Below are 26,422 nucleotides of genomic sequence, written 5' to 3' on the forward strand. Positions count from 1 at the left end.
CGTCAGTAAAGGTTGCCGTGGATTTTGGCAATGCCGACGAATTGTATGGCGGGGGATAACTTCTCGCGCGCCGGGCCGCAGGTGTTGCTGGCGATGATTCGCCTGCGTGACGAGGCGGTGGCGGCGAGTGCGGCATCAGTGACGGTGGTGTTAGAGGCATGTGAGGAAGAAAGCGGAGTATGTGCGCGGCCGCGGCTTGACAATATCCGAACCCTTTGTGGAGTCAACTGTTCCAGTGATAGTGGCCGTTGGCGTCGGCACCTTTGCCGCCGCACACATAGGTTCTTCCGTTTGCCGCTGTTCCCGATTGACCGACGAGACTGTCGGGGCAGAAGGCGCCGGGCGTGATCGGACCCGAAGCTGGCGCGGGAGCTGGAGCTGGAGCAGGGGCAGGAGCCGGAGCCTGTGCGGGTGGGGGCGGTGGCGCAACGTATGGCGCCTTCACGGTGAAGGTCACGGTGTCTGCGGCGAACAACATCGAGCCCGCGGCGGGGCTCTGTGATATCACGGTCCAGCCCGTTGCATCTTGTACGGGTGCACCGCTGCCGTCGACGAAAACAGCGGCTAGTTTTTGGGCGGCAACGGCGGCAAGCGCTTGCTCAGCGAGCTGACCGGCATGGTCCGTCAAGAGGATGGAGGGCGTCGGCGTTGGTTTGGGAATCGGTACGAGGGTCAGCGTGACGATGTCGCCCTTGGAAAGGCCCGTTCCAGGCGCAGGGAGTTGGGATTTCACCAGCCACGCAGAGAGATCGGTCGGGGCGGATCCGTCGTTGGTTTTCAGGACAACGCGGTAACCCATTTTGGCAAGTCGCCTCTGGACTATGTCGCTGTGCTGGCCGATATAGTTCGAGACCGTGAGCGCTGGGTGGCGGGTTGCAGTTGCAGAGTTCGTCGCGATGATCGCGCCAGCGTTGTCGGCGGTGGGGTGCGTGGCCCCGTAGCCGCCCGATCCGATGAGGAGCACGATGAAGGCGACTGTCGCTGTTACGACGGCTGCCGTTCGGGAACGTGGCAGATTGGCCCAGGACGGGCGACGCGTGAAAGCCACATAGAGCGCTGTGATCAGCGCGACGAGCGCGAGCATGATGAGAAAGCTAAAGAAGCCGCCCGTTCGTGCAGCAATGGTGAGAAAGAGAAGCAAGACGAGACCGACGGCCCACGTCGAGACTGTTGGTCGCCACGTGACCCTGTTGCGCGTGGTCACGTTGCGCAAGGACGCGCGTGGCTTGTTCAGATTGCGCGGCCCCGATTGACCGGGCGGCGGCGTGGACGGTGGTATGCCCGGCATCGGTGTGACTGAATCGGTCCATCGGGTGCCGTCCCACCAGCGCAGCATATTCGGGCTGCGCGTGTCTACGTACCAGCCTGCAATCGGCTGCTGCTTGGGCATGATCGCTTCTTCATTTCAGTAGAGCAACTCGAGCTTAATTCGTCGACAACGCCGACATGCCGCTCGCCCTCTAACTGGGGGTGCGCCCGGGTCGACAACGGCGACAGGGGTGAAATGGTCGCATGCCCGTGTAATCGGGTTCGCTCATCACCCGAATGCGGGACAGGCTTACGGGCGTTAGAGCGGCCAAAGCGATCACCAGCGCGTCTGCTTTCAGCGCGAGTGCGACCTGGTGGAAACCCGCATGGTGAATCGCGGCGTCGTTCGTGAAGAGGGGATTCTCCTGTGCTGTGTTCGTCAGGGCGGTCACGATCGTCAGCGCGCTGCTGCTCATGAACGGAAGTGCGTTATCGGTAGACCACCGCGGCATCGGTTGCAGCGGGGCGGTGGCGGGCCGTTCGCCAGGTTGAGTATCCGGACACAGATCCGGTGCGGTTGGAGGCTGAGCGGGAGCCGCGCAGGCCTACGTGCCATTACTTTCGCGGACGATCTACCTCGCCAACGCTTGCCGGCGCACGGTGTCGAGCATGCCGGTGCAGACCACTTTCTGCGGAGAACTCGCCACGGTGGGCTGGATCGCCGAAATTTTGGGGCTGGTCGCGATGAGTGCCTTGGGCATGATCTGCCTGACCAAGCGTCACGTCACCGCGGCGATGAGGACCTGCACGCTGCCCGCATCGAATTCTGCCATCAGGTCGGCCGGCGGTTGCGCGTCCGTGATGAAGTAGTCGGCTGCTCCGATGGCAGCCACCTGAGCGAACAGGTCGCGGTCGAACTTGGACGAGTCGGCGAGGATGGCGACTCGAGATGACCGTGCCATCATCGCCGCCATCATGTCAGCGTCGCCTAGATTGCTGGTCGAGTAGCCGCCCGCAGCGGAAACGGCGCCCACGCCGATGAACGCAATTTCGCTACGCAAATCGATCTCGCGGTCGCTCGAGCCCAGCCGCAAGGCGACCGGCCCGGTGGTTGTCTGCGACAACGTTCGCACCGGGCCGCCGAACATGTAGAGGTCCCGAAGAACGCTGGGGGAGATTTCGCCAGGTATCCGCAGGTTGTTCGTCGCGATCGTCAGGTTGCGGTGCTTCTTCAGGTGACGTACTAGCGCGAGTGTGGTCGTGCCCCCGTTGAGCATGACCACGGATCCGTCTTCAATGAGGCTCGCTGCACATTGTCCGATCGCTTCCTTCGCGCTCGTCTGAACGCGAAGTCGAACCTCGAATTCCGTGTCTGGTTTGGTTCCCGCGCTCAGGCTCACCGCACCACCGTGCGTACGAATCAGCAGCCCCTCGCTGTCGAGGTGGTCGAGGTCACGCCGGATCGTGTCGGTGGAGACACCAAAGTGTGACGCCAGCCTGGAGACCGTGACCTCTCCGTGTTCCGCCACATACGCCGCGAGATCGGCCTTGCGCCCGGCGGGAAGACGCCGCTCCATGTCCAACAGGCTCATCTCATGACCTCCTCGAGTCCCACACAACGTGCAGCACCAGCATAAGCTAGCCGCACTAAACCGCATCGGATTGCGTATAACAGTAGCCGCACGAGCAATTTTCACCCAATTGTTGCTGATTTGTGCTTGACTAAGCAATCGCCAAGCTCGTAACATGCATAGAACTGCACAAAGCAGGAAAGAACAGCAGTCTCATTCCAACGATGGGAGAATCATGGGCAAGGAAGCTCGGCGGTCGTTCAAGCGATCGCGATGGATGTTCGCCGCCGCCGCGACCGTGTCGGCGGCCGCGCTTGCGCTGACGGGGTGTAGCAGCGGGAGCCCCAGCAGCAACGACACCAATCAGAAGGTCACGCTCACCTTTTCGCAATGGTGGGCACCAGAAATGCCAAGTGGTGCGCTGCAGAAAATCGCGGATGACTTCCACAAGGAGCATCCGAACATTACGGTCAAGCTGATCAGTGCACCGTTCGCATCACTGCAGACACAGACTATCTCGCAGGCCGCCTCGGGCACACTACCGGACATCGTCGGTCTGGATGGGTCGTGGGTGAACCCCCTGTATAAGCAGGGCGCGCTGTACAACCTCACCAACGCGATGACGGCGGCGAAGTACAACGACAGTGAACTGGCCAGTCAGGTTGGGTTCAAGGGCAGCACGTACATGATCCCGGTGGTCAACTTCGTCTACCCGCTTTTCACGAACGACGCGATCATGGCCAAGGCAGGCATCACATCCCCGCCGGCGGCATGGAGTCAGTTCACCGACGATGCCAAGAAGATCAGCCAAGCGGACAGCGGCGCCAAGGGCTGGGTCGTGCCATTGGGTACAACCAATCCCAACGGAGTTCAGAACGACATTCTGTCGTGGGCCTGGGCTTCTGGTGGCAGCATGCTCAAGGACGGGCAACCTGACCTCACGAACAACGCGGACGTCACGGGCGCTGTCGATATGGTCAAGGACCTCGTCAATTCGAACGATGTCCTCCCGGGTGCGAACAGTCTGCAGGAGACGGACAAGGTCACGAACTTCATCAACGGTCGCGTCGGGATGATGATCGACTCTCTCGCGCATGTCACCACTATCACGAAGGGCGCGCCGGACCTGAAGTTCCACGTGTCGGCACAGCCTGTGAAGGACGGCTACACCGGAACGAAGGGTATGCTCACCGCCTCCTGGGGGATCGGCATCTCGGCGAAGACCCAGCACGCGACTCAAGCGTGGGAGTTCATCCAGTACCTGATGAGCAAGGACGCGAACTCCAACCTCTCCACGCTGGCCAACGGCTTCCCCGGTAACAAGACGTCGAGGCCCGATTTCAGTGGTGCCGACCCGCACTTCCAGGCCGCGTTCAGCATTTATCAGAACAGTAAGCCGGTCAACGAGTTCACCGGCCTGCCTGCAGCCGATCAACTCATGACCTCATTCCTCACCGAATTTCAGAAGTCGGTTGCGGGGCAGGAGTCGACTTCGACGATGCTCCAAAACGTCCAAGCCCAGTGGAAGAAGCAATTCTGATCTGCACCTGAGGTGCAGAACGGGCGGCCGGCACGGCTCCACAGCTGCGGTCGGCCGCCCGGAAAGGGATCATCATGACCACATCACCACCTGACACGGTGATGATCACAACACCGGCGCCACGCGACCCGTCGCGCCCGCGCCGCGGTCGGCGCGGACGAGCCGAGCCGTACTTGCTGATTGCACCGACCGTGCTGCTCGTCGTCGGCCTCATGGTCGTGCCGGTAGTCATCGTCATCGCGTACTCACTCTTCGACAACGTGGTCACGAACCAGAACCCGCAGTTCGTCGGGCTCGCCAACTACCTCACGATCCTGACCGACCCGAACTTCTGGAATTCGGTCAGCAACACGGTGATCTTCACCGTAGCCAGCGTCGTCATCCACATGGGCATTGGCGTCGGTTTCGCGCTGATGCTCAACTCGAAGCTCGTGCACACGCTGCCGCGGGCGATCTTCCGGGCGATCTACATTCTGCCTTGGATCTTCACCGCGTCCGTCGTTGCGGTGCTATGGCGTCTGCTGCTCGACCCCTCCGGCGTCATCAACTACCTCCTGCAGACGCTGGGCGTCCTGCAGGAGGCAGTCCCGTGGCTTGCCACGCCCGCGACTGCCCTCCTAGCGGTCACGGTCATCAACATTTGGTCTGGCTACCCGTTCTTCATGATCAGCTTGCTCGCCGGGCTGCAAGGCGTGCCCGGGGATCTCTACGAGGCCGCACGGGTGGACGGTGCTGGACTCATCCGCCAGTTTTTCAGCGTGACGCTGCCGGCGCTACGGCCGATCCTGCTCAGCATGGCGCTGCTCGACTTGCTGTGGACCACGCAGCAGTTCACCTTGATCTGGGCCACCACCGGAGGGGGACCGATCAATCACACGGAAGTGCTCAGCACCTATACCTACAAGCTCGCGTTTAACAGCTACCAGTTCTCACTAGCATCGACGAGCGCGGTCCTGATCCTCGTCGCGTCTCTGTTCGTCGCGGTCTTTTACGTACGTCAGCAGAAGAAGGCGAGCCAGTTTTGAGCATCGCAATGAAATCCCGCACGAAACGCAACGCCGGGCGTGTCTTCATCTACCTCGCACTGCTGATCGGCGCCGTTTTCGCAGCCTTCCCAGTGTTATGGATGCTGTCGAGTTCGTTCAAATCGAACGCGAACATCTTCGCCTACCCACCCAGGCTCTTCGACAGCTCGTTTTCATTCGAGCCTTACGTCGCCGTCCTCACCGACCCGGTTAAAATCGGCTACTTCGTCAATAGCTACATCGTCGCAATCTGCGTCGTCGTCATCACGCTGGTCATCGCACTTCTGGCCGCGTTCGTGTTCAGCCGGTACGAGTTCAAGTTCAAGTCGATCATCCGGGTGGTGATCATCGGCGTCCAGGCAGTGCCACCAATCACGTTGCTGATCCCATTCTTCGGGATCATGGTCGCGCTGCACCTCTACAACACCTATCAGGGACTCATCCTTACGTACGTCGTGTTCACGCTGCCGTACGCGATTATCATGATGACCGCCTACTTCGACAGCCTTCCGCGCGAACTCGACGAAGCAGCAAGGGTGGACGGCGCCGGACCCATTTCAGTGCTCTGGCGCATCCTCGTGCCCGTCTCCGTACCGGGCATGGTCTCCGTCGGTCTGTACACGTTCATGATCTCGTGGAACGAATACCTCTTCGCACTCACCCTCACCCAGACCGACGACCGACGGACGGTGCCGGTCGGCATCCAACTTCTCATGGGGCAGAACAACTACCTGTGGAACGAAGTCATGGCCATGAGCATCCTCGGATCCATTCCCGTGCTCGTTCTGTTCCTCATTTTCCAGCGCTATTTCATCGGCGGTCTCGCGGCCGGTGCCGTGAAATCCTGACCAGCTCGGTCAAACCCAGACCCACAACAGAAAGAGAAAACCGTGCTATACAAAGGAAAGTCCATCCTCGACGTCGCAAACGCGCACAACTTCGCGATCCCGGCCTTCAACATCAGCGACTGGGCGATGTTCAACGGCGTCATGGACATCAGCGAGGAATTGGCGGCACCGGTCATCATCGCAATCCACCCCGACGAGGTCGCGCATATCACGACTGATCTCATCCCCGCCATGCACTCCCGCGCGCACCGCTCGAGCGTTCCCGTCGCGATCCACTGGGACCACGGCGGCAGCTACGAGCAGATGATCGCCGCGATCCAAGCCGGCTTCACCTCGGTCATGATCGACGCGTCCCTGCAACCGTTCGACGAAAATGTGGCACTGACACGAAAGGTGGTGGAAGCCGCACACGCAGTGGGTATCCAGGTCGAAGGCGAACTCGGCACCATCGGCGGCAATGACAGCTACGGGGAGACGGGAGCGGCTGAGATCATCTACACCAACTGCGCAGACGCCGTGCGTTTCATTGCCGAGACAGGAGTGGACAGCCTCGCGATCGCGATCGGCACCTCCCATGGCCTCTACCCGGCCGACAAGAACCCCGAGTTGCGGCACGACCTGCTGCAGGAGATCAAGGCCGCAACCGGCATCCCGCTCGTGCTGCATGGCGGTTCTGCAAACCCCGATTCGGAACTTCGCAAGGCGGTGGAACTCGGCATCAACAAGATCAACATCTCCAGCGACATCAAGGTGGCCTACCATAACCGGATGCGCGAAGTACTGGGCACCGACGAACGCCTGCGGGAACCGAACGCGATCCAGCCCGAGCCGATTGCGGCGCTGAAGGCCACCGCGAAGCAGAAGATCGAACTCTTCGATGCAGCCGGAAAAGCGGATCTCTACTGACGCGATGACTCCCTCCGGGCCCGGGCGCGTCGTCCTGGGCCTCGGGGGAACCATCGACTACGAAATTCGCTGGGACGAGCTGCTCCTTCAACAGCTCGCGTTCGAGCATCGCATGCGCCGCGAGGAGTGCGACTCGACGCTCCCGATCATCGACGAGCGCTCGCTCATCGCCGTGATCCTCGGATTCGCACGTGAACGTCATGGCGGGGAACGCTTCGTTCAGTCGCCCGAGATTATCGAAGAGTTCGCAGCACGGCACGACAAGATAATCACCCTGGGTGGAACCTGCGTCCGTGCCGCCCTCATCATGAGGACGCTCGGCATGCGCTCGACAGTCCACCTGGTGAGCGTCGACGACGAATTCCGCCAGCTATACCCGCCGGACTGCGACTACATCTCGAGCGCGACTCACGACGGGATGTACCCACATCTGATAGTGCAGCTGCCCGAGCGCGGATGCATCAAGCTCATCGACGGGGACATACCGATCGAGGGTCCGAATCGTCTGATCTTCGTCAACGATCCACCTCATGTTCAGATGGGGCTCAGCTCGGACCTCGAAGAGTCTGTTCGCACTGCGCAGTTGGTACTCGTTTCCGGGTTTAACGCAATGAACGACATCGATCTCCTGAATGAGAGGCTGACGGAGCTCAGGTCCACGCTCAAGGTGAGACCGGCCGCGGCCACCGTCATGTACGAGGATGCAGGATTCCACTCGCCACGGCTGCAAACGAGCGTTCGCGAACACATCGCGCCGATGGTGGATGTGTACAGCATGAACGAGGATGAACTGCAAACACACCTCGGACGCACTGTCGACCTGCTCAACGTCGATTCAGTGGCGCACGCGCTCGACGACGCGCGCGCACTCATCCCGGGTCCTACACTCGTCATCCACACCCGACACTGGGCGCTGGCATCCGGCCACGGTGCCGCGAGGTTAGCGCCTGGACTTCGCGGAGGTATATCCGCCGCCACCGCGCGGTATGTGTACGGTGACCGCGTCACTGCGGCTCGAGTCGCAGCGATCACGCAGATTAATCCGCCAGTCGCTCACCAGCGGTTCGCGGAGTCCATAACCCGCGCCGGGAGCGAGCCGATCACTAGCGTTCCCGCATACTCGATCTCCGTCGAGCACCCGACCACAATCGGACTAGGCGATTGCTTCGTCGGGGGCTTCCTGGCCGCACTCGCCGCCTCTCCAAACGAAGGGCACAACCCCGCATGAGCGGAGATTTGTCTCCCGTTGCACTCTCACCGAATCGCCCAGCACCGCGACCGTATCGCGGAGGCGCGGGAATCGAACGCTTCCGTCGTCTTCCGGAGACCGAAAACGAATGGGCTCCTGAGGACTTCCTCTCGCCCACGGTCACCACATTCGGCTCCTGAATGAGGGGCCGACCGTAATCGAAGGCGTTGCGCTCCGGGACCGGATTGCGTCCGACCCACTGGGTTACCTGGGCGCTGCGCACGTTGCTGCATTCGGAACCGACCCGCGGTTACTGTGCAAGTTACTGCACACCGGCGAGAGACTCTTCGTGCATGTCCATCCCGACGGCGACTTCGCTCGTCGCGAGCTTCATCTTCCGAACGGGAAGACCGAGGCGTGGATTGTCCTCGACGTTGATGAAGGCGCAGAGGGCGCTGCCTGGCTCGGCTTCCGGGAGAACGTAGAAGAGTCGACTCTGGCCGATTGGTACGACTCGCAGGACAGCCGTGCAATGCTCGCGGCCATGAATCGAGCATCGCTCCGCGCTGGGGACGTCCTCTTCGTACCCGCCGGGACTCCACATTCAATTGCTGCGGATTCGCTCATTCTCGAATTGCAGGAGCCAGCAGATCTCTCCGTCATCCTCGAATACGCACCATTCGAGCGCCTCGAACGGGAAGATTCGGTGCTCGATCTCGAAGTGACCACGGCGTCCAGAGCGGTGAATCGTGCCGCTCTCCGCGCGGAAGACCTCGCTGCATACGTGGGACGGATACCGAGTGACGGAACAGGCGATCTCCTACCACCGCAGGCACGCCCATTCCTCCAAGCCGAGTGGATCGTAGTGAGGCCTATGGCCGATCTGCGGTTGGCTTCCCAGTTCTCAGTGATCGTCGTCACGTCTGGGTTAGGCGAACTCGAATGGGACCGCGGCGTACTCCCGATCTGCGCGGGAGACACCGTACTCGTACCGTTCGAGGTCGGAAACACACGTCTTTCGGGCGACTTGTCCCTCGTGCGCTGCAAGCCGCCGGCCCGCATGCGTAGTGCTGAGTACCGACCCGGCGACCCATTGCGCAACGGCCTTATTCCGAACGGCACGTCGCGAAACTAGATTTTGTCGGTTGAGCATTCTGGGACCGGGCGGAAGAGGAGAGTTCGGCACGTGCGGTGGGGAAGGCATCCGCGGAGCTGGGTGTGGAAGATCGGACGGACGTGCTCGAGATCTTCGCTCACGTGTAGCCGTGCTGCGTGATCTTGGCGGTCAAGGTCGTGACGGCTCGACGCTGGTCGAGGTGCCGGCGCACATCGACCGTCGGAACAAGAGAATGATTGTCTTCCAGGTGATGCAAGCTCGTGAGTCCACCCGCCGACGCGTCGAGCTGCTGCTGGCAGAAAGGAACCGATGATGAGCGAGAAGGAGTCGCAACGAGCGACGCTGCCGGTCGACGGCGAGTTCTGGACAGCCTGGGCCGAGCGCGCCGAGTCCGACGACTTCAACACCCCGGCCAGCGCCCATGCCTTCGAAGGCGACGCTGCTGAAGAGGAGATCGGCGGGCTGCTTGACGAGGTTTTCAGCGATGGCGAGCTGGCTTCGATCGGCCGGGGCCGGCCAGCACTGAATCGCCCGGCCGGCAGCGGTGAGTCACCCAAGCGGCAGGTGCGACTGTCGCGTGAGCTAGACGCGGCGCTGACGGCTGCGGCCGTTGAAGACCGGCGACGGCCAAGCACGATCATCCGTGACGCGCTGAGCGAGTACTTGGCCAAGAAGGCATCCTGAGCATGGGGTTCTGGGAGGGCGAACGCCACGAGCTTGCCGGTCCAGTGATCTGACGCCGGCTGGCGGTCGAGGGTGTCATGCGGGTGCTGGGGAAGGCATCCGCAGAGCTTGATCTGAAAGATCGGGCCGGCATCCAGTGGTTGCTTTTTGGGGTCGTCGTGTATTTGCCCGAAGTTTGCGGTGCAGCCGATTCGTGAGGATGCGTTGTTGACCGGTCATTTGGAGTCGACGAATGATGCGTGTGCGGTTGCGAAGATCGCGGGGATCATGCAGGTGCAGGCGGTGCGGCGGCAGTATGGGTTGCCGTGGATTTCGGCGATGCTGACGAATTTGTATGGTCCGGGGGTTAACTTCTCCAGGGTGGGTCGCATGTGTTGCCGGCGTTGATTCGCCGGTATGACGAGGCGGTGGGCTCGGGGGCGGCATCCGTGACGAATTGGGGGACCGGGACGCCCGCGGCGGGAGCGTTTGCATGTCGATGATATGGCGGCGGCGTGTCTGCATTTGTTGGAGCACTACGACCAGGCCCAGCAGGTGAATGTGGGTGCGGGTACGGATGTGACCGCTCGTGAGGTTGCGGAGACAGTGGCGCGGGTGGTCGGATACGCCGGGGAGACGTTGTGGGATGCGTCGAAACCGGATGGGACGCCGCAGAAGTTGTTGGATGTGTCGAAGCTTGCGGCGGAAGGCTGGATGGCGCCCCGCCTGAGCAATAGGAGAGAGGAACTATTCCTTGGGATTTTCCCAACAGATCTTGCTAGGGTGTTGGTATGAACGCAGAGATCGGTGCACGCGTTCGCGCGCGCCTCCATGAGGTGGCGGCAGACCTCAAGCAGGGAGAGGTCGCTGAGAAAATCGAGATGACTGCCGATAGCTTCTCCCGCGCGCTGAGCGGCAACCGTGCGTTCGCCGCCGTGGAACTCGCGCGCCTTTCCGAGTTCTTGCACGCCTCCACTTACTGGCTGATCACAGGGGAGCGGGATCCGTCCGAACCCTTGGTTGTGGCCCGCCACACATTCGACCAGCGCACAGGTGCCCGGCACGTTGACTGGGATGGGCTACAGAGCGTCGTCGACGATGTCACGCTTGCGTACCATCAGGTCGAACTTCTCGACAGGGTACCCAACGTGCCCTCTTCCGCTGGCCAGGTCCGAGACCTTTTAGGTTCCGACTTCGTTCGCGATTTCGCGGACCGGGTTGAGAACAATCTCAACGTGGATGTGGTGCGTGTCGATGGGTTGCCTTCTGCCGCAACCTTGCGCTTTCTATCGCGCACGGTGGTCATTATCGGAGAGACGCCGAATTGGTTCTACGAGAACTTCTCGCTCGCTCATGAAGTGGCACATGTCGCCCTGGGACATGAAGTATCAAATAAGCATTCGACGGCGGTGCAAGAATCCGCGGCAAATGAGTTCGCGGCTGAGCTTCTCATGCCGGAAGAGGTTGTGCGGTCTATCGACTGGGAGCGCGTCAAACTATCGGATGTAGCCGACCTCGTATGGGACTGGGGTATCTCTACTGCCGCGCTGAGTGCGCGGCTCGATGCGCTGACAATAGCGGTAACTCCGGCGCTGGCAGACGCGCTTGCGTCGTTGAAGACTCAGGGTCTGCTCCGACGATATTGGGCACCGCCGGCTGGCCCGATCGACGAGATCACGCGGCGCATGGATGCTGCCGCGGCGCGTCGTTTTCCTTTATCCCTGCAAGAGGCGCACGTGCGGGCGATCGCGGAAGGTCGCGTTAGGAAAGATACGTTGGCATGGATGCTGGGTGTTGCTCCGGAGTCCCTCGAAGTGGACGAGCCGGGACTGACCGAGGGTGACGTCAACGCGTTGGCGGACGCGCTCGGTTTTTTACCAGCCTGAGCGCCCGACCGTGGCATCGCTGTTCTTTCCTGACACTACTGTTCTCGTGCATTTCGCCCTCATGGGCCGGATGGAAACTTTGCGTTTGGTCGTGCGCGACCGCGGTTCATGGTGTGCAAGCGTCGCGCACGAGTGCGACCTCGGTGCGCGCAAACCGGGCCAAGAGTCAATGGGGCTCGCCCGCGAGATATTCGGGGAGCCGCTGTATCTGCGCGACCGGAAGGAACGGATCGATGCGCTGGCACTTCGGGGAACCTTCGCAGCCCCGGGGGATCCGAAGACCAAACACCTTGGCGAAGCAGAAACGCTCACCATCATAAACAATCGTCAAATCAACGCGATGTTCGTGACAGACGACGAGGCAGCCGCGCTGCGAGCCACCCTGCTTGGCATTCCTACATATACCACCTGGGATATCCTGAAGCTTTGCGTACGAACGGGCCTGCTCACCACCGAAGAAGCTTGGAACGGGATACTCGTCGTACGTGGCAATCGAGGTCGGCGACGCCCGTACCTTCGCGACCGACAATCGTTCGAACGTTGGTGCGAAAGCTGACCAGGGTTCGAGCGTGTGCGCGCCTGGGCCCAGTCGGTTTGCATCTGGTCAGCCCCCGGCACCACCGGCGCGATACACGACCTTAGCCGCGACGAAGCCGGGCGAGTAATCGCCGGAACTCGAAGGCGACGACTGCACGGCTAGGGCGGCCCGGCGAGGGCGGCACGGCTACGGGAGGACACCTGCGCAGCTTGACTTGAAGCGTCGTGTGAGTGATGCCGACAGGAAGCAGCGGACCAGCGCGAATCAGATGGTGGTTTCGCCCGTCTCCACCTGCTTGGCGAGCTTCTGCAGGGCCTGGCCGGCCAGACGCATGAACTGTGCGGTGGCCGGGGAAATCGCCCCGTTGTGGCGTGTGATGAATGCGTAGTGCTCGATGATAGGCGGATCGAGTGGTGCCCACGTCAAGCCGCGTTGGGCTAGCAACGGCCGGCCCACGTGATACGACACGAGAGAATTTCCGACGCCTTCGGCGGCGAGATCGAGCACATGGATTTGGAACTCCACCTCGATCAGCGGCTGCAGGCTGATGCCTTCCTGTTGCGCCAGTCGGGCCAGAGACACCCGCAACGGGTCGGCGTTGGCCCATCGAGCCTCGGAGAGGATCAGCGGGTAGTTCGCCAGGGTGGCGACATTAACCGGTTTGGCGGTGTGCTCCGGATTGTTCGATACGTACACCACCTGGTCACTGAAGATTGACGGTGTCACGTCGAGTTCGCTGTCATCAATTGGCAACTGCACGAGGCCGGCCTCGATGTCGCCAGCACGCACCGCATCGGCAACATCGGAGGAATTGAGCCCGGTCACCCGAATGCGCACAGAAGGGTACAGGTTGTGAAAGTCGCGGATCAGGTCGGTGAGCAAATACAGGTGAGCGCTACTGAACGTGCCGAACGAGACGGTGCCTTCCTCCAATGTCCGTAGGCGCTTGCCGTGTTCGGAGAGCTCGCGGGCACTCGCGAGCGTGCGCTGCGTCAGCGGGAGTAACTGCTTGCCGGCGTCGGTAAGTAGAAGGCGTCGCGACGTTCGGGTGAAAAGTACGACTCCGAGCGACTGCTCAAGAGTGCTGATCTGCTCAGACAGGCTCGGCTGTGCAATAAAGTGTTCCGCGGCTGCGCCCGCGAATGTCCCGACCCGTGCGGCCGTGACGAAATACTCAAGCTGCCGAATGGTCGGTAGTGCCATGTGCGATCCCTTTCTTACGTAAGGTTTAACCTATGCCTGCCATCCGCTATTAGGTATTGTCCTGCTTTCCGCTTCTTGGTGCACTTAGGGATACGTACCAGACCAGGAGGTCAGATCGCAATGGTGGGAACTGCAGGCACAGTCATCGTGACAGGAGCTGCGTCGGGAATGGGGTTGGCCACAGCTCGCGTTTTTCTGCGCAACGGATGGCGCGTGGTCGGTCTCGACATCGTCCAGACCGTGGTCGGCGACATTGAACCCAGCATGTTCCTCGCCGGTGTGGCCGACGTTCGGTCTCGCCAAGACGTGACCCGCGTCATCGACCAGCTGCTGCCGCCGGGCGAACACATCGACGCCGTTGCGAATGTTGCCGGTGTCTACCCGCCGACAACGCTTGACAGCTATGACGAGGACACATACCGGCGAATCTTCGACATCAATGTGCTTGGCATCCTTAATGTGACCGCGGCCGCGCGGCCTCGAATGCTTGACGGCTCGGCCATCGTCAATTTCGCATCGGTGGATGCTTTCACCGTCTCTCCAGGGCAGCTCCTGTACGGGGCGTCCAAGGCCGCGGTCGTCATGCTCACCAAATCGCTGGCGCTGGAATTGGCTCCAGCAGGCATCCGCGTGAACGGTATTGCACCCGGTTGGGTTGCCACGCCCGGTAACGCCGCAACCGAGCGGATGGCCGCCGCAGCCGCGGGCATCCCGTTGGGTCGCGTCGCGCAGCCGGAGGAAATCGCAGAATGGGTCTTGACGTTGTCGTCCCGGTCCAAAGTCGCATTCATGACCGGTGAGACGATCGTGCTCGCCGGAGGGGACGTGATGCGATGAGTCGCAAAGACACTGTCATCGTTACCGGTGCGGCTCGTGGTCAGGGGGCCGCGCACGCGGCGCGTCTTGCGCACCTCGGCACCCGCGTCATCCTGACGGATGTTCTCGACGACGAAGGAGAGAAGACCACCGCGGTATTGCGTTCTTCTGGCGCCGAGGCGGACTATCGGCACTTGGACGTTACGGATGAACGCTCGTGGGCTGCCCTCGTCGATGAACTTGCGGTGACCAAGGCACGTGTACGCACTCTCGTCAATAACGCGGGAATTCTCAAGTACAACATGATCGTCGACACGACGCTGGATGCGTGGACCTTGCATGAACGAGTGAACGTACATGGAGCGTTCCTTGGCATTCGCGCTTTCGGTCCCGTTATCGCAGACGCCGGGGGAGGCTCAATCATCAACGTGTCGTCCACCGCGGCGCTGCGTGGGTCGGACGGTTACGCGGCGTACGCGTCCTCAAAGGCGGCAGTGATCGCGCTCGGGCGAGTAGCCGCTGTTGAGTTTGCACCACTTGTGAGGGTCAACACGATCTGCCCTGGCGGTGTGGCCACGGCGATGAATGATGAGGAGCCGGATGGCGGAACAAGCGCGTCAGCGCCGCTCGGGCGACGAGCGCATCCAGACGAAATCTCACCCCTAATCGACTTTCTCGCCTCTCCCGCCGCTTCGTTCATCACGGGCTCGGTCTACACCATCGACGGTGGGCTGACCGCCGTTTGAATCTTCAATACTGAACATCATCCGATCGACAACTCATTACCCAGAAAGCGAAACAATGACCAAAAACATCGTCATACAGCGCGCGGTTCGTGCAGCAGCGTTGCTCAGCATTTCCGCTCTTGCGCTGGCTGGTTGCGCAACGACGTCCTCCGACGCCAGCACCACAGCCGCCGCGGCGGGCTGTACGCCTGCAGATCCCGGCTTGACAACGTACACAGCAGGTGTGCTCACCGTCGGAGTCCCACAGAACCCGCCATATACCGTGCTCAACGGCAACAAGGCATCCGGCTACGAGATTGACATTGTGAACAAGCTCGCGGCTGCTGAGTGTCTTCCGGTCTCATACATACCCGTCACGTATGGCAACGGCATCGCGATGATCAACAATCAGAAGCGTGCCGATCTCATCACCGGAGGCTGGTATGTCACTCCGGCACGCGCTCAGCAGGTCGGTTTCACCTCGCCAATCGACTACGACGAAATGGCAATCATCTCCAAGTCGGGGATTGACACCGTGAAGGGCCTCGAATCGATTGGCGCAGTCGGCAGCGCCACCGGATTCTCGTGGCAGGGCGATATGACGAAGGTTCTCGGCGACAACTTGAAGTCATACCCCGGCACCGTCGAGATCAAACAGGATTTGCAGGCAGGCCGTATTCAGGCAGGCCTCGACGGGTACGCCGTCGCCGTGGACGCATACAAGGGAACAGACTTCAAAGTCGAGATCGCCAAGAAAGATCCGCGAATCGCGATCACGATCGACCGCCCCATCACCGCGTTCCCGATCAATAAGAGCAATAAGGCCCTGAACGATGCGCTCAGCAAGCTCATCGATCAGTACCGCAAAGACGGCACGCTTGCGAAGATCCTCACGGCCCACGGCCTTTCCGCGTCGTTGGTTGTCCCTGCCGATGTGGCGGCGAAATCCCTGCGCTAGCGGGCCCGTCGAGCCTGCGGCATGACGCCGCAGGCTCATTACCCCGGGAGGGGCTATGAATGCACAGCTGATTACCGAATCCAACAAAGTCAATCACGCTGGTGTGACAATCTCGCACCTTTCCAAAAGCTTCGGCACGAATCTGGTCCTCGACGACATCTCCATCAGAGTCAAGCCGGGCAGTGTCACGGCTTTGATTGGGCCGTCTGGATCGGGCAAGAGCACACTGCTGCGGTGCGTGAACCTTCTCGAAAAGCCAGACAAGGGAACGATCACCATTGGAGCGCAGAGCGTTGATGCGGGAACAAGGGTGTCGGAGCGTGACCTCCTCGCCTTGCGTCGCCAGGTTGGAATGGTCTTCCAATCCTTCAATCTCTTCCCGCATTTCACTGTGCTGCGCAACGTTACGTTTCCGCAACAGAAGATCCTCGGCATCAGCAAAGAAGAGGCGGAAGCCCGCGCGCTCACTCTGCTCGAGCGCGTCGGGTTGAAAGACAAAGCCCTTCAGCATCCGGCGCAGTGCTCAGGAGGTCAGCAGCAGCGCATCGCCATTGTGCGGGCACTAGCGCTGAATCCGCGCGCCATGCTGTTCGACGAACCGACCAGCGCGCTCGATCCCGAGGTGGGAGTGGAGGTGCTCGCCGTGATGCGCGAACTGGCGGAGGGCGGGATGACAATGATCGTCGTCACTCACGAGATGCAGTTTGCCCGTGATGTCGCGGATCACCTTGTTGTGATGGCCGACTCGCATTTGATCGAGGAAGGCAACCCAGCTGAGATTCTGGCGAACCCGCAACAGGAACGCACCCGACGATTCTTGAGCGCTGTTCTAGGTCGATGACATGCAAGTATTTCTGGCCGTCATCGTCGGCCTTCCACTGACGCTCTTGGTAACGGCCGCAGCGTTCGCGATTGGACTGCTGGGTGGCATACCGCTCATGTTGGGTTTGCGCTCCAAGCATCGGATCGTGCGCCTTTCCTTTCGCCTGATCGTCGACCTCATTCGCGGTGTGCCGATCATCGTTTGGCTGTTCCTCATCTACTTCGGCATCGCGATCGGTGCCTTCCGGTTCAGTTCACTCGCTGCCGCAATCGTCGGCCTCGGCCTCATCTCCTGTGCATATCTCGCCGAAATCTACCGCGGCAGCTTCACGACCCTGCCCCGCGGGCAGTCGGAAGCCGCGCAGGCGCTCGGGCTCGGCGGCCCGACCATCTTTCGCCGCATTCTCGCTCCGCAGGCGCTGCAGACAGCAATGCCATCCTTGACGACCTATCTGTTGGCCTTGCTGAAGGACTCCTCGATCGCCTCGACGATCGGCGTTCTGGAAATGGTTGGTGCCGCCACCATCTATTCACGCCAACACTCCGGAAGCGACGGTCTGACCCCGTTCTTGACCGCGGCTGGCGTCTACATCGTCGTGAGCGTGCCCTTGGCAATCGTTGCCCGGCGACTTGACTCGAAAATGTCGAGGGCCCGCTGATGGATATCGCAAGCTATCTTCCTCAGCTGGGCCAGGGGCTGATCGTCAGCCTGCAACTGACTGTCATATCCGTCTTCTTCGGCTTCATCGTCGGTCTGGTATTCGCGGTTGGCGTGGCATCGGAGAACCCCTGGATACGCTGGCCGGTGCTCGTTCTCGTCGAGATCGGCCGCGGCATTCCTTCGCTCGTAGTCCTCTACATCGTCTACTATGGGCTTCCCGCGATCGGGCTGCTCTTCGAGAGTTTCACTGCCGCCGCGATCGGTCTCACCTTCACCGTTGCGGCGTACTCCTCCGAGATGATCCGTGCGGGCATTCGCTCGGTTCCTGTTGGCCAGCACGAAGCGGCCGCAGCGCTCGGCCTCCGCTGGGGAGGCACGTTCGGCCGGATCGTGCTGCCGCAGGGCCTGCGCGCGTCGATACCGCCACTGATGGGCCTGGCCATCCAGTCGTTTCAGGGCACCTCGCTCGCATACACGATCGCAGTGGCCGAGTTGATGAGTCAGGCCTATCAGGTCAGCGCCGTGAACTTCCAGTACCTGCAGGTGTACGCCGTCACAGGCCTGATCTACGTTCTCATCGCCGTGCCGGCGACTTGGCTGTCCGTCTTCGCTGAACACAGGCTTGCCCGCGGCGCATTCTGACATTGCAACGACAGCGTGCGCCTTGTATTGGCAAAACCTTTATCTGCCGTCAGAAACTTAACATTTACCTTTTGTAGCCGCCTCATTAGCGTCGTTAATAGCTCCACACCACCACACGCACCGATCCAAAGGACACGACATGACCCGCTATTGCGTCATCGGCGCCGGCGCCGCCGGCGTATCAGCATTGCAGCAGCTGCTGCAGGCTGGGTTCAACGCTGACTGCTATGAGAAGACCGATCGAGTAGGCGGTCACTGGCACACCGATTACGACGCTTTGCACCTGATTACCTCGAGAGACACGACCTACTTCGAGAACTTTCCGATGCCGGCCGACTACGCGCACTTTCCGCGTCGCGATCAGGTGCGCACGTACATTGAGTCTTACGCCCGTCACCACGCGCTCTACGAGGCCATCCGATTCGATACTGCGGTCGCATCTGTGGTGCCGATTGTCACGGATGGTCCAGTTGGGTCCGCCGGATGGACCGTCACCTTGGACACCGGTGAGAGCATCAACTATGATGGCGTGCTCATCGCCAATGGGCATCTTTGGGATCAGAACATCCCGCGCATATCCGCCGACTTCACTGGCAAGCAGATCCATTCAGGTTCATACCACAACACCGACGATGTCGAAGGGACTCGGGTCCTTGTGGTCGGAGCCGGCAACTCCGGTTGTGACCTGGCGGCCGATGCTGCTCAGCATCGGTACGAGGTGGATATCGTGATCCGCACGGGCACCTACTTTCAGGCGAAATCCTATTTCGGAGTTCCGCGGTCGGATATCCCCTGGCTGAGCCAGTTTCCCGCCGACGAACGGGACATGATCGCCCGTCTGCTCTCTCGCGTAACGCTCGGAGACTGGAAGGACTATCCGGGCATGCCAGAGCCTACGCGCGATCGGTCCGAGGAGGGCAGCACAACCGTCAACAGCCTGCTGCACTACTGGGTGCAGCACGGGCGCATCGCGATTCGCCCAGGCCTCGATCACATTGTCGGTCGTCGGGTCTTCTTCAGCGATGGCACAGATGGTGAGTACGACACCATATTGTGGGCGACCGGATTTAAGCCGACTCTGCCGTTCCTTGCCGACGAGCTCGTCGAACGTCGACACGGCGTTCCGTTACGCTTTGCCGGCGGCATTATCCCGAAAGGATTGGAAAAGCTGTACTACATCGGTCTGGCTTCACCGCGAGGGCCTCAAATCCCCGTGTATGGAGAACAGGCCAAGCTCGCGCTCCGAATGATCGCGCTGCACGAAGAGGCATCCGATGGGTTTGCGGGTGTTGCGGCCTACTTGGGAGAACTGCAGGGCGAAATGTCGCGCATTGACATCGTTCGTGCTGTGTGGAATGAGCAGATGGCCGATACAGCACGCCTCCTCAACGCGTTCACAACTGCACAGAGCACCAAGCACGCCGAAGCGGCAGTGGTGTAAGGGAGGCGCCGCACGATGATTCCGAAGTTGCATCGCTCCGATCCGAGCAATCGATGCCCGCGATTACGGGGCCGCCAGCGTCCTGGGGTTGGCGTTCTAGCGCGGTCTGGAGTGGGCGCATGAGACACGGAATCGTCATCCTGCCGCAGGCACCCTGGAGTGAGGCGCAGCGCACGTGGCAGGGCGCGGAAAGGCTCGGTTTCGATCATGCCTGGACCTACGATCATCTGTCGTGGCAGAGTTTGGCCGATCAGCGCTGGGGCGCGACGATTCCGACGCTGACGGCCGCGGCATCCGTCACCTCGACGATCCGGCTCGGCACGTTCGTGACGTCGCCGAACTTTCGGCATCCGGTGCCATTCGCCAAGGATCTCGCGACCGTTGATGACGTGTCCGGCGGCCGGTTTCTGCTCGGTGTCGGCTCCGGCGGCACCGGCTTCGACGCAGACGTGCTCGGCTATCCGGAGTTGACGCCGCGGCAACGGCACGAACGCTTCGTCGAATTCGTGCGCGGCCTAGACACGCTGTTGCGCTTCGAGCAGCCCGGCTCCGGCGGGATCAGTTTCGACGGTCAGTGGTTTACCGCGCACCAAGCGCGCATGGTCGGCGAACCTGCACAGCTTCCGCGGATGCCGTTCGTCATCGCCGCCGACGGGCCGAAAGGCTTGAAACTGGTCGCCGAACTCGGCGACGGCTGGGTGACGCTCGGCCGGCAATCCGACTCCCTCGACGCCTGGTGGCGGAGTGTTGCCGAACTGTCCGCCCGTCTCGACGAGACGTTCGCGAACGCGGGCCGCGCACCACAGAGCATCGACCGCTATCTGAGCCTGGATGCCTCGCCGCAATTCGCCCTCGAAAGCGTGGACAGCTTCACGGATGCCGTCGGCCGAGCCACCGAGCTCGGCTTCACCGACGTAATCACCCACTGGCCGCGCGCCGACGGGGTGTACGCCGGGCGAGAAGACGTCCTGACCGAGGTCGCTGCTCGGTTCGGACGTTCGAAGTGAGCGATTTGCATATTGTCATCCCGTGCCCGTCAGGATGGCTCAGTCATCCGTGCCCTCGGTGAGCGCTCGCCCATCGGTGCGTAGCGATTCGCTCAGTGGATAATCATTGTCGATGAGAGAATCGAGTTCGACGGGGGCGGTAAGGAACTGCGCCGAGTTGCCTGTGCGGCGCCGTACTTGATCGGTTGCGGCATCGACCAGCTGTGCGCGTTCCTCGGTGAGTGTATCTTGCCGCCTCATGACGAGGAGATCCAGGTCGTAGCCCGTGATTGCGGCGTCCTTGGCGAACGGGCCGTAAGGGTTGGTGCGCCGCGCGTGGTCGCCGAAGAAATTGACGACGAAGTCTTTGGGTTCCGAGTCGAGGACCGCAGGCATCTTGAGTAGCTGGCTGCTCATGGGCCTGACGATGTGCCCGCAGGTTGGTGAATAGCGATAGGCGCGACCGATCGGCTGGACATCGACGAGGCCGACATGCTCGAGGTCGCGGAGGAAGAGCTCATTTTCCTCGCATGTCGCGTTCAACCCAGCGCGTGCTTTCGGAGTTGAGTTCGTGCGGTGGGAGCGAGTGCGTCGCATCTCGCTGATCAAACTACTTTGCCGCATCTACGTCGGTAGGTGGGGGGGTTTCGCGTTAGGGCTCAGGTTTGCCCAGCGATATGCATCACGGTCGTCGCGCTCCCACTGTTGCCGGTGCCACTCGTTCCATTCTTCGTTAGCCATTAGCGGCTCCTTTCGGTCTCCCTCTACTATCGGCCGCCTGCCTCGTCTACTTCGACGGTCGGTTTTTCCGTCCGAGGATGACCTCTTTCCCGAGTGTCAGGTCGTGACCGGGGACCGGCTCGTCGATCGCTACGTTAAGGAGCGCTAGCGTTGCGGGGCAACCCGGGAGTGAGCACGAGCGCAGGTCGGCCGGGTACATCCGGTGCCGGCACACGTCGGATCCGTATTGTCGGTCGTCGTGGTCTTGTCGGTTCTGCGATCTGGCGGCGGCTGGAGGCTGAGGGGTTTACGGGGTTGGTGGGGAAGGCATCCGCGGAGCTTGATTTGAAGGATCGGGCGAGCGTGTTCGCGTTCTTCGCGCAGGTGAGGCCGCGGTATGTGATTGTGGCGGCGGCGAAGGTCGGCGGGATTTTGGCGAACAACACGTACCCGGCGGATTTCATTTCGGAGAACCTGCAGATCTAGGTGAACGTGCTGGATGCGGCCGTTGCGACGGGTGCTGAGCCGTTGCTGTTTTTGGGGTCGTCGTGTATTTACCTGAAGTGCGCGGTGCAGCCGATTCGTGAGGATGCGTTGTTGACCGGTAATTTGGAGCCGACGAATGATGCGTGTGCGATTGCGAAGATCGCGGGGATCATGCAGGTGCAGGCGGTGCGGCGGCATATGGGTTGCCGTGGATTTCGGCGATGCCGACAAATTTGTATGGTCCGGGGGTTAATTTCTCCAGGGCGGGTGCGCCCGTATGGTTTGTTGAGACAGTCGTTAGGAGGATCTGTTTCAAATGACCGATCGGAAGAAGTACACGCCGCAGTTCAGGGCCGACGCTGTCGAGTTGGTGATCGCTTCGGGCCGGCCGATCGCGCAGTGCGCGGTCGATCTGGGAATCAACGAGGGCACGCTGGGCAACTGGGTGCGCGACTGGCGGGCAGATCATCCCGAGGCCGGGCGGGAAGAGCGCGGCCCGGTCGAGTGGGCCAAGTTCCAGGCGGTGCAGGCCGAGAACGCGGAGCTGAAGCGTGAGGTTGAGTTCCTTTAGAAAAGTCAGCGCCTTCTTCGCCGCGAAGCAACGGTAGAGGACGTGTTCGCGTTCATCGCCGCGGAGAAGGCGAACTATCCGATCACCTGGATGTGCACGAGATTGAACGTGTCCAGGGCGTCGTTCTACCGGTGGGTCAAACCGTCTGGCCCCTCCCCGCGGGCGGCACGCCATCAGGAGCTGGCCGGGCACGTGGCCCGCGTGTTCAAGGATATCGGCGGCAAGGCCGGGCGGGACCAGATCCGGCGGCTGCTGGCCCTGGAGGGCATCCGGGTGGCCGCCGCGACCGTCGGGGCGATCATGCGTGAGCTCGGTGTGAAAGCGATCCGGCTGCGGGCGTGGAAGAAGACGACCAGGCAGGATCCGCACGCCCGGACGGCGCACATCCACAATCACATGCTCGATGAGAACGGGAAGCGGTCCTTCACCGCGGTCGCGCCGGGGCAGCGCCTCTGCGGGGATATCACGTATTTGCGTACCGGGGAGGGCTGGCTGTATCTGGCGACGGTGATCGACTTGTTCAACGGGGAGATCATCGGCTGGTCGATGGCCGATCATATGCGCACCCAGCTGGTGATCGACGCGTTGGCCATGGCCCGTGACCACGGCCGGCTGGATCGGGCCGGGGCCGTGTTCCACTCCGATCGCGGCGCCCAGTACACCTCGAGCGCCTTCCAGGACTGGTGCGCCGGTAACCGGATCACCCAGTCGATGGGTGAGGTCGGCGTGTGTTGGGATAACGCGGTCGCCGAGTCGTTCTTCTCCCATTTTAAAAGACCGAGATGTTCTACCAGCGCTCATGGCCGACCCGGATGCATGTGCGCACCGCGGTGATGGACTACATCGAGACCTGGTACAACCGTCGCCGACCGCACGCACGAGCCGGCGGTATCCCACCGGTGATGGCCCGAAACGCACACCAAACCCGCTACCACGCCGTGGCCGCGTAACCAAGAAGGAAAACACAACAGACTGTCTCAAAAACTTGACGAACGCACTGTTGGATGTGTCGAAGTTGGCGGGGGAAGGGTGGAGAGCGCAGATCGGGTTGGAGGACGGGCTGCGGGGGACTGCGGCGTGGTACCGGGGGCAGAAGGGGGCGGTTAGGGAGTAGGGACGGTCGTGCCGACTCACACAGTCGACACGTCGGGTTGCAATCTCGTCGATCACTTCTTTGCAGGGTGGCGCTACTGCGGTTTCGAGCAATGCAATCGTCCGGCTGGACCCGGCGACCACTGGCGCGCACGGGCTGCATCCCGACGATCTGGTTGCGCATGGTCCCGCGGAAGTTGTCGGGTGCGAGAGCGCCGGTACGGCCGCGGCGTCGACGAACACGGTCAGGTTCGGATGGAGATCCGAGTCACTTGGCCCGACGCGGTGCTGATCAATGTGCCATCAAGTCGGATCGCTGTCATGTTCCTAGCGGACTTGTGCTGAGGGCTCGCTCGGCTGCCACGCGGTAGCGATGTCTCAGGTCCGTTGCCCAGCTCGCGGACTGCAACGGCGTGGTTTCACTACGGGAGGGCCTTGCCCAGATGGGAAGCTCGCCGTCAACGGCCCAAGCGGCTTGTCGTGCCGCGCCGCGAGCCGCATATTCTGCAGGTTCAGGCCAAGCCACCGGGCGCCCGGTCAAATCCGCAATCGCTTGGCGAAGCGCAATCGACCGCGACCCGCCACCGACCGCCGTGATGGTGTGCACGAATGCTTCTGCTTCCTCGAACGTTTCGATCGCGTCGGCGACCGCGCAGGCCACACCCAGGACGGCTGCGCGTGCGATGTTCTCGGCAGTGAGCGCCGTACGCGTGAGACCAAGTAGTGCTCCTTTCGCATTCGGTAGAAGTGGTGTGCGCTCTCCGTCCAGATAGGGTGTGAACGTAATACCATCGGCGTCTGGTGCGCCCGCGGCTGCTAACAGATCGAGTTCGTTAAGATCGATGCGCAACATGCGTGCGACCGAGGATAGTGTTCGCGCACCGTTCAAAGACACGATTATCGGAAGATACCGCCCAGTGGCGTCAGCCATGTTCTCGATGTGCCCGCGGCGATCGTACAGAGGCGAGCGCGACAATGTCGAGACAGTCAGACTCGTGCCAATCGACACCACAGCCTCGCCGACTTGCGAATCGAGGCCGAGGTGCGTTGCTGCGTTGTCGCCGCACCCGGCGGCGAGTACCGTTCCGTTGGGCATGGTGCCCGCTGCCTCCTCCGGCTGCAGGACGCGCGGGGCCCGGAATGTACGACCGAAGGCGAGGCGCATGATGTCCTCTCGGTAGCTGCGTTCCACGACTGACCAGTACCCAGTTCCGGATGCCTCGGATCGATCCGTGGTTGGCTCATAGCCAGAATGCGTGCCGCCCAGAAGCCGCCAGGTGAGCCAGTCGTGAGGCATCAACACTTGCGCGACCTGGTCCGCGGCCTCCGGCGAATGCTCTCGCAGCCACTTCAGCTTCGATACAGGGTGTGCAGCGCCGGGCAGAAGGCCAAAGGTTCTGAGCCATCGCGACTCGCCCCACTCTGCACGTAGCGCGAGCCCCTGCGATGCGGCACGGCTGTCGTTCCAGAGAATGGCATCGTGCACAGACGCGCCGCGCTCATCGAGAAAAATAGTAGTTTGTTGCTGCGCTGCTACGGATAGTCCACGCACGTCATTGCCGGTTGCGGCACCGACGCCATGTAACGCTTCCCACCATCGCGCCGGGTCAATTGCCGTGCCATCTGGATGCGGCAGAGCGCTCGAATGTAGAAGTTCGCCACTGCGGGAATCGACAATGATGTACTTGCAACTCTGTGTGGAGGAATCAACGCCTGCAACGGGGCGGGTGCGTGCCATTGCTGTTACGAAGCCAGGAGGCGCTCGGCCGTTGCGCCATCGGTTACCAGGCCACTAACGAGTCCCGCGGTCAGGACGGCACGGATGGCCCTGGTTTTGAGTGGGCCGCCGGCGACCGCGATCCGTGTTGGGATAGCTCGGATTTGTTGCTCAGAGATTGCGATACACCGGTCGTCGAGGTCATGGATGATCTTGCCGGCATCGGTAACCAGGGTCGACGCCAATTCGGCGACAACACCCTTCGTGAGGATGTTTCGTCGGTCGGCTTCCGAAAGCGCCGGGTTCTCAATCATCAGCGAGTTGCGCGGCACCCACGAACCGACCGAGCCGACTGCGATCGTCACTCGACGGAATTGATCAAAGGCTTGCTTCACGTCCGGCTGGCGTCGGGTCCCAGCGGCAGCCTGCGCGTCACTCATGACTAGCGAAGCGTAAATAGGCCACGGGCGCACGCCGTCGAAGGCACTGACTCGCCGAATCACTTCCAGCCCGCTTTGCTGTATAGGGCCAGCGATCCCGGCGAGTTGCACGACGCTTCGGCAAGGAAGTTCGTGCATCGCGTGGGCCATCGCGTTCAGTGTGCGCCCAGAGGTGAGACCAAGCACGTCGTCCTCGCTGAGAATCTCCGATAGCAGTGCCGCTGCAGTCGCGCCTAGCGCGTTCTGGATTCTTTCTTCGGACTCGATCGGAACAGAGGCGACGACGGCGTGGTCGAGACCGAATCGTTCCTTCAATCGGATCGACAGGCCGAGATCGACGCCGGTCGTACTGGCGATCTCGAAGCGCACAATCCCAGTCTCTGCAGCCTCTTCGAGAAGCCGCGCGATCTTGAATCGGCTGAGTCCAGTCTGCTCGGCGATCTCGATACGGGTGCGCCCATTCAGGTAGTACTCAGTTGCGATTTGTGCAATCTGAACCTGCCGTGCCGGGCCTGGGTGTTGCGTCATCGAAGCCTTCCTCAGCATTTGAGCATAGCACTTGCACTAAACACTAATGCGCTCAAATGAGCAAACTACTTGCACGGATGAGA

At 61.5% G+C, this 26,422-nt stretch carries 24 protein-coding genes and 3 pseudogenes; 20 read left to right on the top strand and 7 right to left on the bottom strand.

Translation table 11 applies throughout. The annotated features are described in order from the left end of the window. Positions 1 to 223 precede the first annotated feature (223 nt). The 3 genes from QU604_RS05975 to QU604_RS05985 form a co-directional block, all read right to left on the bottom strand. Positions 224 to 1,390, bottom strand: coding sequence for a PASTA domain-containing protein (locus QU604_RS05975; protein WP_308467896.1), 1,167 nt, complete (start codon positions 1,388 to 1,390; stop codon positions 224 to 226). A 70-nt stretch (positions 1,391 to 1,460) separates the two neighbouring features. Beyond that, complete coding sequence (locus tag QU604_RS05980; protein WP_308467897.1) at positions 1,461 to 1,724, bottom strand: aromatic amino acid lyase; 264 nt, start codon at positions 1,722 to 1,724, stop codon at positions 1,461 to 1,463. 303 nt (positions 1,725 to 2,027) lie between these two features. Then, positions 2,028 to 2,840: a DeoR/GlpR family DNA-binding transcription regulator gene (locus QU604_RS05985; RefSeq protein ID WP_308467898.1), complete on the bottom strand. Its 813-nt coding sequence runs from the start codon at positions 2,838 to 2,840 to the stop codon at positions 2,028 to 2,030. Positions 2,841 to 3,054: 214 nt separating this feature from the next. Between QU604_RS05985 and QU604_RS05990 the strand changes: the two genes are divergently transcribed. The 10 genes and pseudogenes from QU604_RS05990 to QU604_RS06035 all read left to right on the top strand — a co-directional run bounded on the left by QU604_RS05990 (position 3,055) and on the right by QU604_RS06035 (position 12,549). Continuing rightward, complete coding sequence (locus tag QU604_RS05990) at positions 3,055 to 4,359, top strand: ABC transporter substrate-binding protein (protein ID WP_308467899.1); 1,305 nt, start codon at positions 3,055 to 3,057, stop codon at positions 4,357 to 4,359. Positions 4,360 to 4,433: 74 nt separating this feature from the next. Next, entirely contained in the window at positions 4,434 to 5,384 is a 951-nt protein-coding gene (locus QU604_RS05995) for a carbohydrate ABC transporter permease (protein ID WP_308467900.1), read from the top strand. A gap of 8 nt (positions 5,385 to 5,392) precedes the next feature. After that, on the top strand, positions 5,393 to 6,232 hold the full coding sequence (locus QU604_RS06000) for a carbohydrate ABC transporter permease (protein WP_308467901.1): 840 nt from the start codon (positions 5,393 to 5,395) through the stop codon (positions 6,230 to 6,232). A 42-nt stretch (positions 6,233 to 6,274) separates the two neighbouring features. Further along, complete coding sequence (locus QU604_RS06005) at positions 6,275 to 7,138, top strand: ketose-bisphosphate aldolase (RefSeq protein WP_308467902.1); 864 nt, start codon at positions 6,275 to 6,277, stop codon at positions 7,136 to 7,138. A 4-nt stretch (positions 7,139 to 7,142) separates the two neighbouring features. Beyond that, positions 7,143 to 8,366: an ADP-dependent glucokinase/phosphofructokinase gene (locus tag QU604_RS06010; RefSeq protein ID WP_308467903.1), complete on the top strand. Its 1,224-nt coding sequence runs from the start codon at positions 7,143 to 7,145 to the stop codon at positions 8,364 to 8,366. A 310-nt stretch (positions 8,367 to 8,676) separates the two neighbouring features. Further along, the gene (locus QU604_RS06015) at positions 8,677 to 9,462 is read left to right on the top strand and encodes a hypothetical protein (protein WP_308467904.1); all 786 of its coding nucleotides are present in this window, start codon (positions 8,677 to 8,679) and stop codon (positions 9,460 to 9,462) included. Positions 9,463 to 9,753: 291 nt separating this feature from the next. Next, complete coding sequence (locus QU604_RS06020) at positions 9,754 to 10,128, top strand: CopG family transcriptional regulator (RefSeq protein WP_308467905.1); 375 nt, start codon at positions 9,754 to 9,756, stop codon at positions 10,126 to 10,128. A 147-nt stretch (positions 10,129 to 10,275) separates the two neighbouring features. Next, a pseudogene (locus QU604_RS06025) lies at positions 10,276 to 10,902 on the top strand (NAD-dependent epimerase/dehydratase family protein). Between the two features lie 41 nt (positions 10,903 to 10,943). Then, positions 10,944 to 11,993: an ImmA/IrrE family metallo-endopeptidase gene (locus QU604_RS06030; RefSeq protein ID WP_308467906.1), complete on the top strand. Its 1,050-nt coding sequence runs from the start codon at positions 10,944 to 10,946 to the stop codon at positions 11,991 to 11,993. 10 nt (positions 11,994 to 12,003) lie between these two features. Then, the gene (locus QU604_RS06035) at positions 12,004 to 12,549 is read left to right on the top strand and encodes a hypothetical protein (protein WP_308467907.1); all 546 of its coding nucleotides are present in this window, start codon (positions 12,004 to 12,006) and stop codon (positions 12,547 to 12,549) included. 246 nt (positions 12,550 to 12,795) lie between these two features. On the opposite strand, the gene QU604_RS06040 is transcribed toward QU604_RS06035, so the two are convergent. Continuing rightward, positions 12,796 to 13,734 carry a LysR family transcriptional regulator gene (locus tag QU604_RS06040; protein ID WP_308467908.1) on the bottom strand — a complete coding sequence of 313 codons (939 nt, stop codon included), beginning with the start codon at positions 13,732 to 13,734 and terminating at the stop codon, positions 12,796 to 12,798. 120 nt (positions 13,735 to 13,854) lie between these two features. On the opposite strand from QU604_RS06040, the gene QU604_RS06045 reads away from it, so the two are divergent. From QU604_RS06045 to QU604_RS06080, 8 genes are all read left to right on the top strand, one after another. Continuing rightward, entirely contained in the window at positions 13,855 to 14,571 is a 717-nt protein-coding gene (locus QU604_RS06045; RefSeq protein ID WP_308467909.1) for an SDR family NAD(P)-dependent oxidoreductase, read from the top strand. Beyond that, the gene (locus QU604_RS06050) at positions 14,568 to 15,296 is read left to right on the top strand and encodes an SDR family NAD(P)-dependent oxidoreductase (RefSeq protein WP_308467910.1); all 729 of its coding nucleotides are present in this window, start codon (positions 14,568 to 14,570) and stop codon (positions 15,294 to 15,296) included. The genes QU604_RS06045 and QU604_RS06050 overlap by 4 nt, the downstream gene beginning before the upstream one ends. Before the next feature lie 55 nt (positions 15,297 to 15,351). Beyond that, on the top strand, positions 15,352 to 16,233 hold the full coding sequence (locus tag QU604_RS06055; RefSeq protein WP_308467911.1) for a substrate-binding periplasmic protein: 882 nt from the start codon (positions 15,352 to 15,354) through the stop codon (positions 16,231 to 16,233). Positions 16,234 to 16,288: 55 nt separating this feature from the next. Then, entirely contained in the window at positions 16,289 to 17,074 is a 786-nt protein-coding gene (locus QU604_RS06060; protein ID WP_308467912.1) for an amino acid ABC transporter ATP-binding protein, read from the top strand. 1 nt (position 17,075) lies between these two features. Beyond that, positions 17,076 to 17,714 (top strand): amino acid ABC transporter permease, encoded by a 639-nt coding sequence (locus tag QU604_RS06065; RefSeq protein WP_308467913.1) that lies wholly within the window; start codon positions 17,076 to 17,078, stop codon positions 17,712 to 17,714. Continuing rightward, positions 17,714 to 18,358 (top strand): amino acid ABC transporter permease, encoded by a 645-nt coding sequence (locus tag QU604_RS06070; RefSeq protein ID WP_308467914.1) that lies wholly within the window; start codon positions 17,714 to 17,716, stop codon positions 18,356 to 18,358. The genes QU604_RS06065 and QU604_RS06070 overlap by 1 nt, the downstream gene beginning before the upstream one ends. Positions 18,359 to 18,497: 139 nt before the next feature. Then, positions 18,498 to 19,799: a flavin-containing monooxygenase gene (locus tag QU604_RS06075; protein WP_308467915.1), complete on the top strand. Its 1,302-nt coding sequence runs from the start codon at positions 18,498 to 18,500 to the stop codon at positions 19,797 to 19,799. 119 nt (positions 19,800 to 19,918) lie between these two features. Beyond that, on the top strand, positions 19,919 to 20,806 hold the full coding sequence (locus tag QU604_RS06080) for an LLM class flavin-dependent oxidoreductase (protein WP_308467916.1): 888 nt from the start codon (positions 19,919 to 19,921) through the stop codon (positions 20,804 to 20,806). A 39-nt stretch (positions 20,807 to 20,845) separates the two neighbouring features. Here the strand turns inward: QU604_RS06080 and QU604_RS06085 are convergent, their stop codons facing one another. Further along, positions 20,846 to 21,202 (bottom strand): hypothetical protein, encoded by a 357-nt coding sequence (locus QU604_RS06085; protein ID WP_308467917.1) that lies wholly within the window; start codon positions 21,200 to 21,202, stop codon positions 20,846 to 20,848. A 492-nt stretch (positions 21,203 to 21,694) separates the two neighbouring features. Here QU604_RS06085 and QU604_RS06090 point away from each other — a divergent pair. Further along, positions 21,695 to 22,296 (top strand): annotated as a pseudogene (locus QU604_RS06090) (NAD-dependent epimerase/dehydratase family protein); the annotation flags it as partial. A gap of 11 nt (positions 22,297 to 22,307) precedes the next feature. Continuing rightward, positions 22,308 to 23,512: pseudogene (locus tag QU604_RS06095) on the top strand (IS3 family transposase). Positions 23,513 to 23,973: 461 nt separating this feature from the next. Here the strand turns inward: QU604_RS06095 and QU604_RS06100 are convergent. After that, the gene (locus QU604_RS06100) at positions 23,974 to 25,392 is read right to left on the bottom strand and encodes a xylulokinase (protein ID WP_308467918.1); all 1,419 of its coding nucleotides are present in this window, start codon (positions 25,390 to 25,392) and stop codon (positions 23,974 to 23,976) included. Positions 25,393 to 25,397: 5 nt separating this feature from the next. Then, complete coding sequence (locus tag QU604_RS06105) at positions 25,398 to 26,339, bottom strand: sugar-binding transcriptional regulator (protein WP_308467919.1); 942 nt, start codon at positions 26,337 to 26,339, stop codon at positions 25,398 to 25,400. Positions 26,340 to 26,422 lie beyond the last annotated feature (83 nt).

Source organism: Rathayibacter sp. SW19 (assembly GCF_030866825.1).
In the GTDB taxonomy this organism is placed as follows: domain Bacteria; phylum Actinomycetota; class Actinomycetes; order Actinomycetales; family Microbacteriaceae; genus Rathayibacter_A; species Rathayibacter_A soli.

Excerpts from the sequence above, each read along its gene's own strand:
- QU604_RS05975 (WP_308467896.1), bottom strand. The coding sequence starts at position 1,390 with ATGCCCAAGCAGCAGCCGATTGCAGGCTGGTACGTAGACACGCGCAGC.
- QU604_RS05980 (WP_308467897.1), bottom strand. The coding sequence starts at position 1,724 with ATGAGCAGCAGCGCGCTGACGATCGTGACCGCCCTGACGAACACAGCA.
- QU604_RS05985 (WP_308467898.1), bottom strand. The coding sequence starts at position 2,840 with ATGAGCCTGTTGGACATGGAGCGGCGTCTTCCCGCCGGGCGCAAGGCC.
- QU604_RS05990 (WP_308467899.1), top strand. The coding sequence starts at position 3,055 with ATGGGCAAGGAAGCTCGGCGGTCGTTCAAGCGATCGCGATGGATGTTC.
- QU604_RS05995 (WP_308467900.1), top strand. The coding sequence starts at position 4,434 with ATGACCACATCACCACCTGACACGGTGATGATCACAACACCGGCGCCA.
- QU604_RS06000 (WP_308467901.1), top strand. The coding sequence starts at position 5,393 with ATGAAATCCCGCACGAAACGCAACGCCGGGCGTGTCTTCATCTACCTC.
- QU604_RS06010 (WP_308467903.1), top strand. The coding sequence starts at position 7,143 with ATGACTCCCTCCGGGCCCGGGCGCGTCGTCCTGGGCCTCGGGGGAACC.
- QU604_RS06020 (WP_308467905.1), top strand. The coding sequence starts at position 9,754 with ATGATGAGCGAGAAGGAGTCGCAACGAGCGACGCTGCCGGTCGACGGC.
- QU604_RS06040 (WP_308467908.1), bottom strand. The coding sequence starts at position 13,734 with ATGGCACTACCGACCATTCGGCAGCTTGAGTATTTCGTCACGGCCGCA.
- QU604_RS06045 (WP_308467909.1), top strand. The coding sequence starts at position 13,855 with ATGGTGGGAACTGCAGGCACAGTCATCGTGACAGGAGCTGCGTCGGGA.
- QU604_RS06050 (WP_308467910.1), top strand. The coding sequence starts at position 14,568 with ATGAGTCGCAAAGACACTGTCATCGTTACCGGTGCGGCTCGTGGTCAG.
- QU604_RS06055 (WP_308467911.1), top strand. The coding sequence starts at position 15,352 with ATGACCAAAAACATCGTCATACAGCGCGCGGTTCGTGCAGCAGCGTTG.
- QU604_RS06060 (WP_308467912.1), top strand. The coding sequence starts at position 16,289 with ATGAATGCACAGCTGATTACCGAATCCAACAAAGTCAATCACGCTGGT.
- QU604_RS06065 (WP_308467913.1), top strand. The coding sequence starts at position 17,076 with ATGCAAGTATTTCTGGCCGTCATCGTCGGCCTTCCACTGACGCTCTTG.
- QU604_RS06070 (WP_308467914.1), top strand. The coding sequence starts at position 17,714 with ATGGATATCGCAAGCTATCTTCCTCAGCTGGGCCAGGGGCTGATCGTC.
- QU604_RS06075 (WP_308467915.1), top strand. The coding sequence starts at position 18,498 with ATGACCCGCTATTGCGTCATCGGCGCCGGCGCCGCCGGCGTATCAGCA.
- QU604_RS06080 (WP_308467916.1), top strand. The coding sequence starts at position 19,919 with ATGAGACACGGAATCGTCATCCTGCCGCAGGCACCCTGGAGTGAGGCG.
- QU604_RS06085 (WP_308467917.1), bottom strand. The coding sequence starts at position 21,202 with ATGAGCAGCCAGCTACTCAAGATGCCTGCGGTCCTCGACTCGGAACCC.
- QU604_RS06100 (WP_308467918.1), bottom strand. The coding sequence starts at position 25,392 with ATGGCACGCACCCGCCCCGTTGCAGGCGTTGATTCCTCCACACAGAGT.
- QU604_RS06105 (WP_308467919.1), bottom strand. The coding sequence starts at position 26,339 with ATGACGCAACACCCAGGCCCGGCACGGCAGGTTCAGATTGCACAAATC.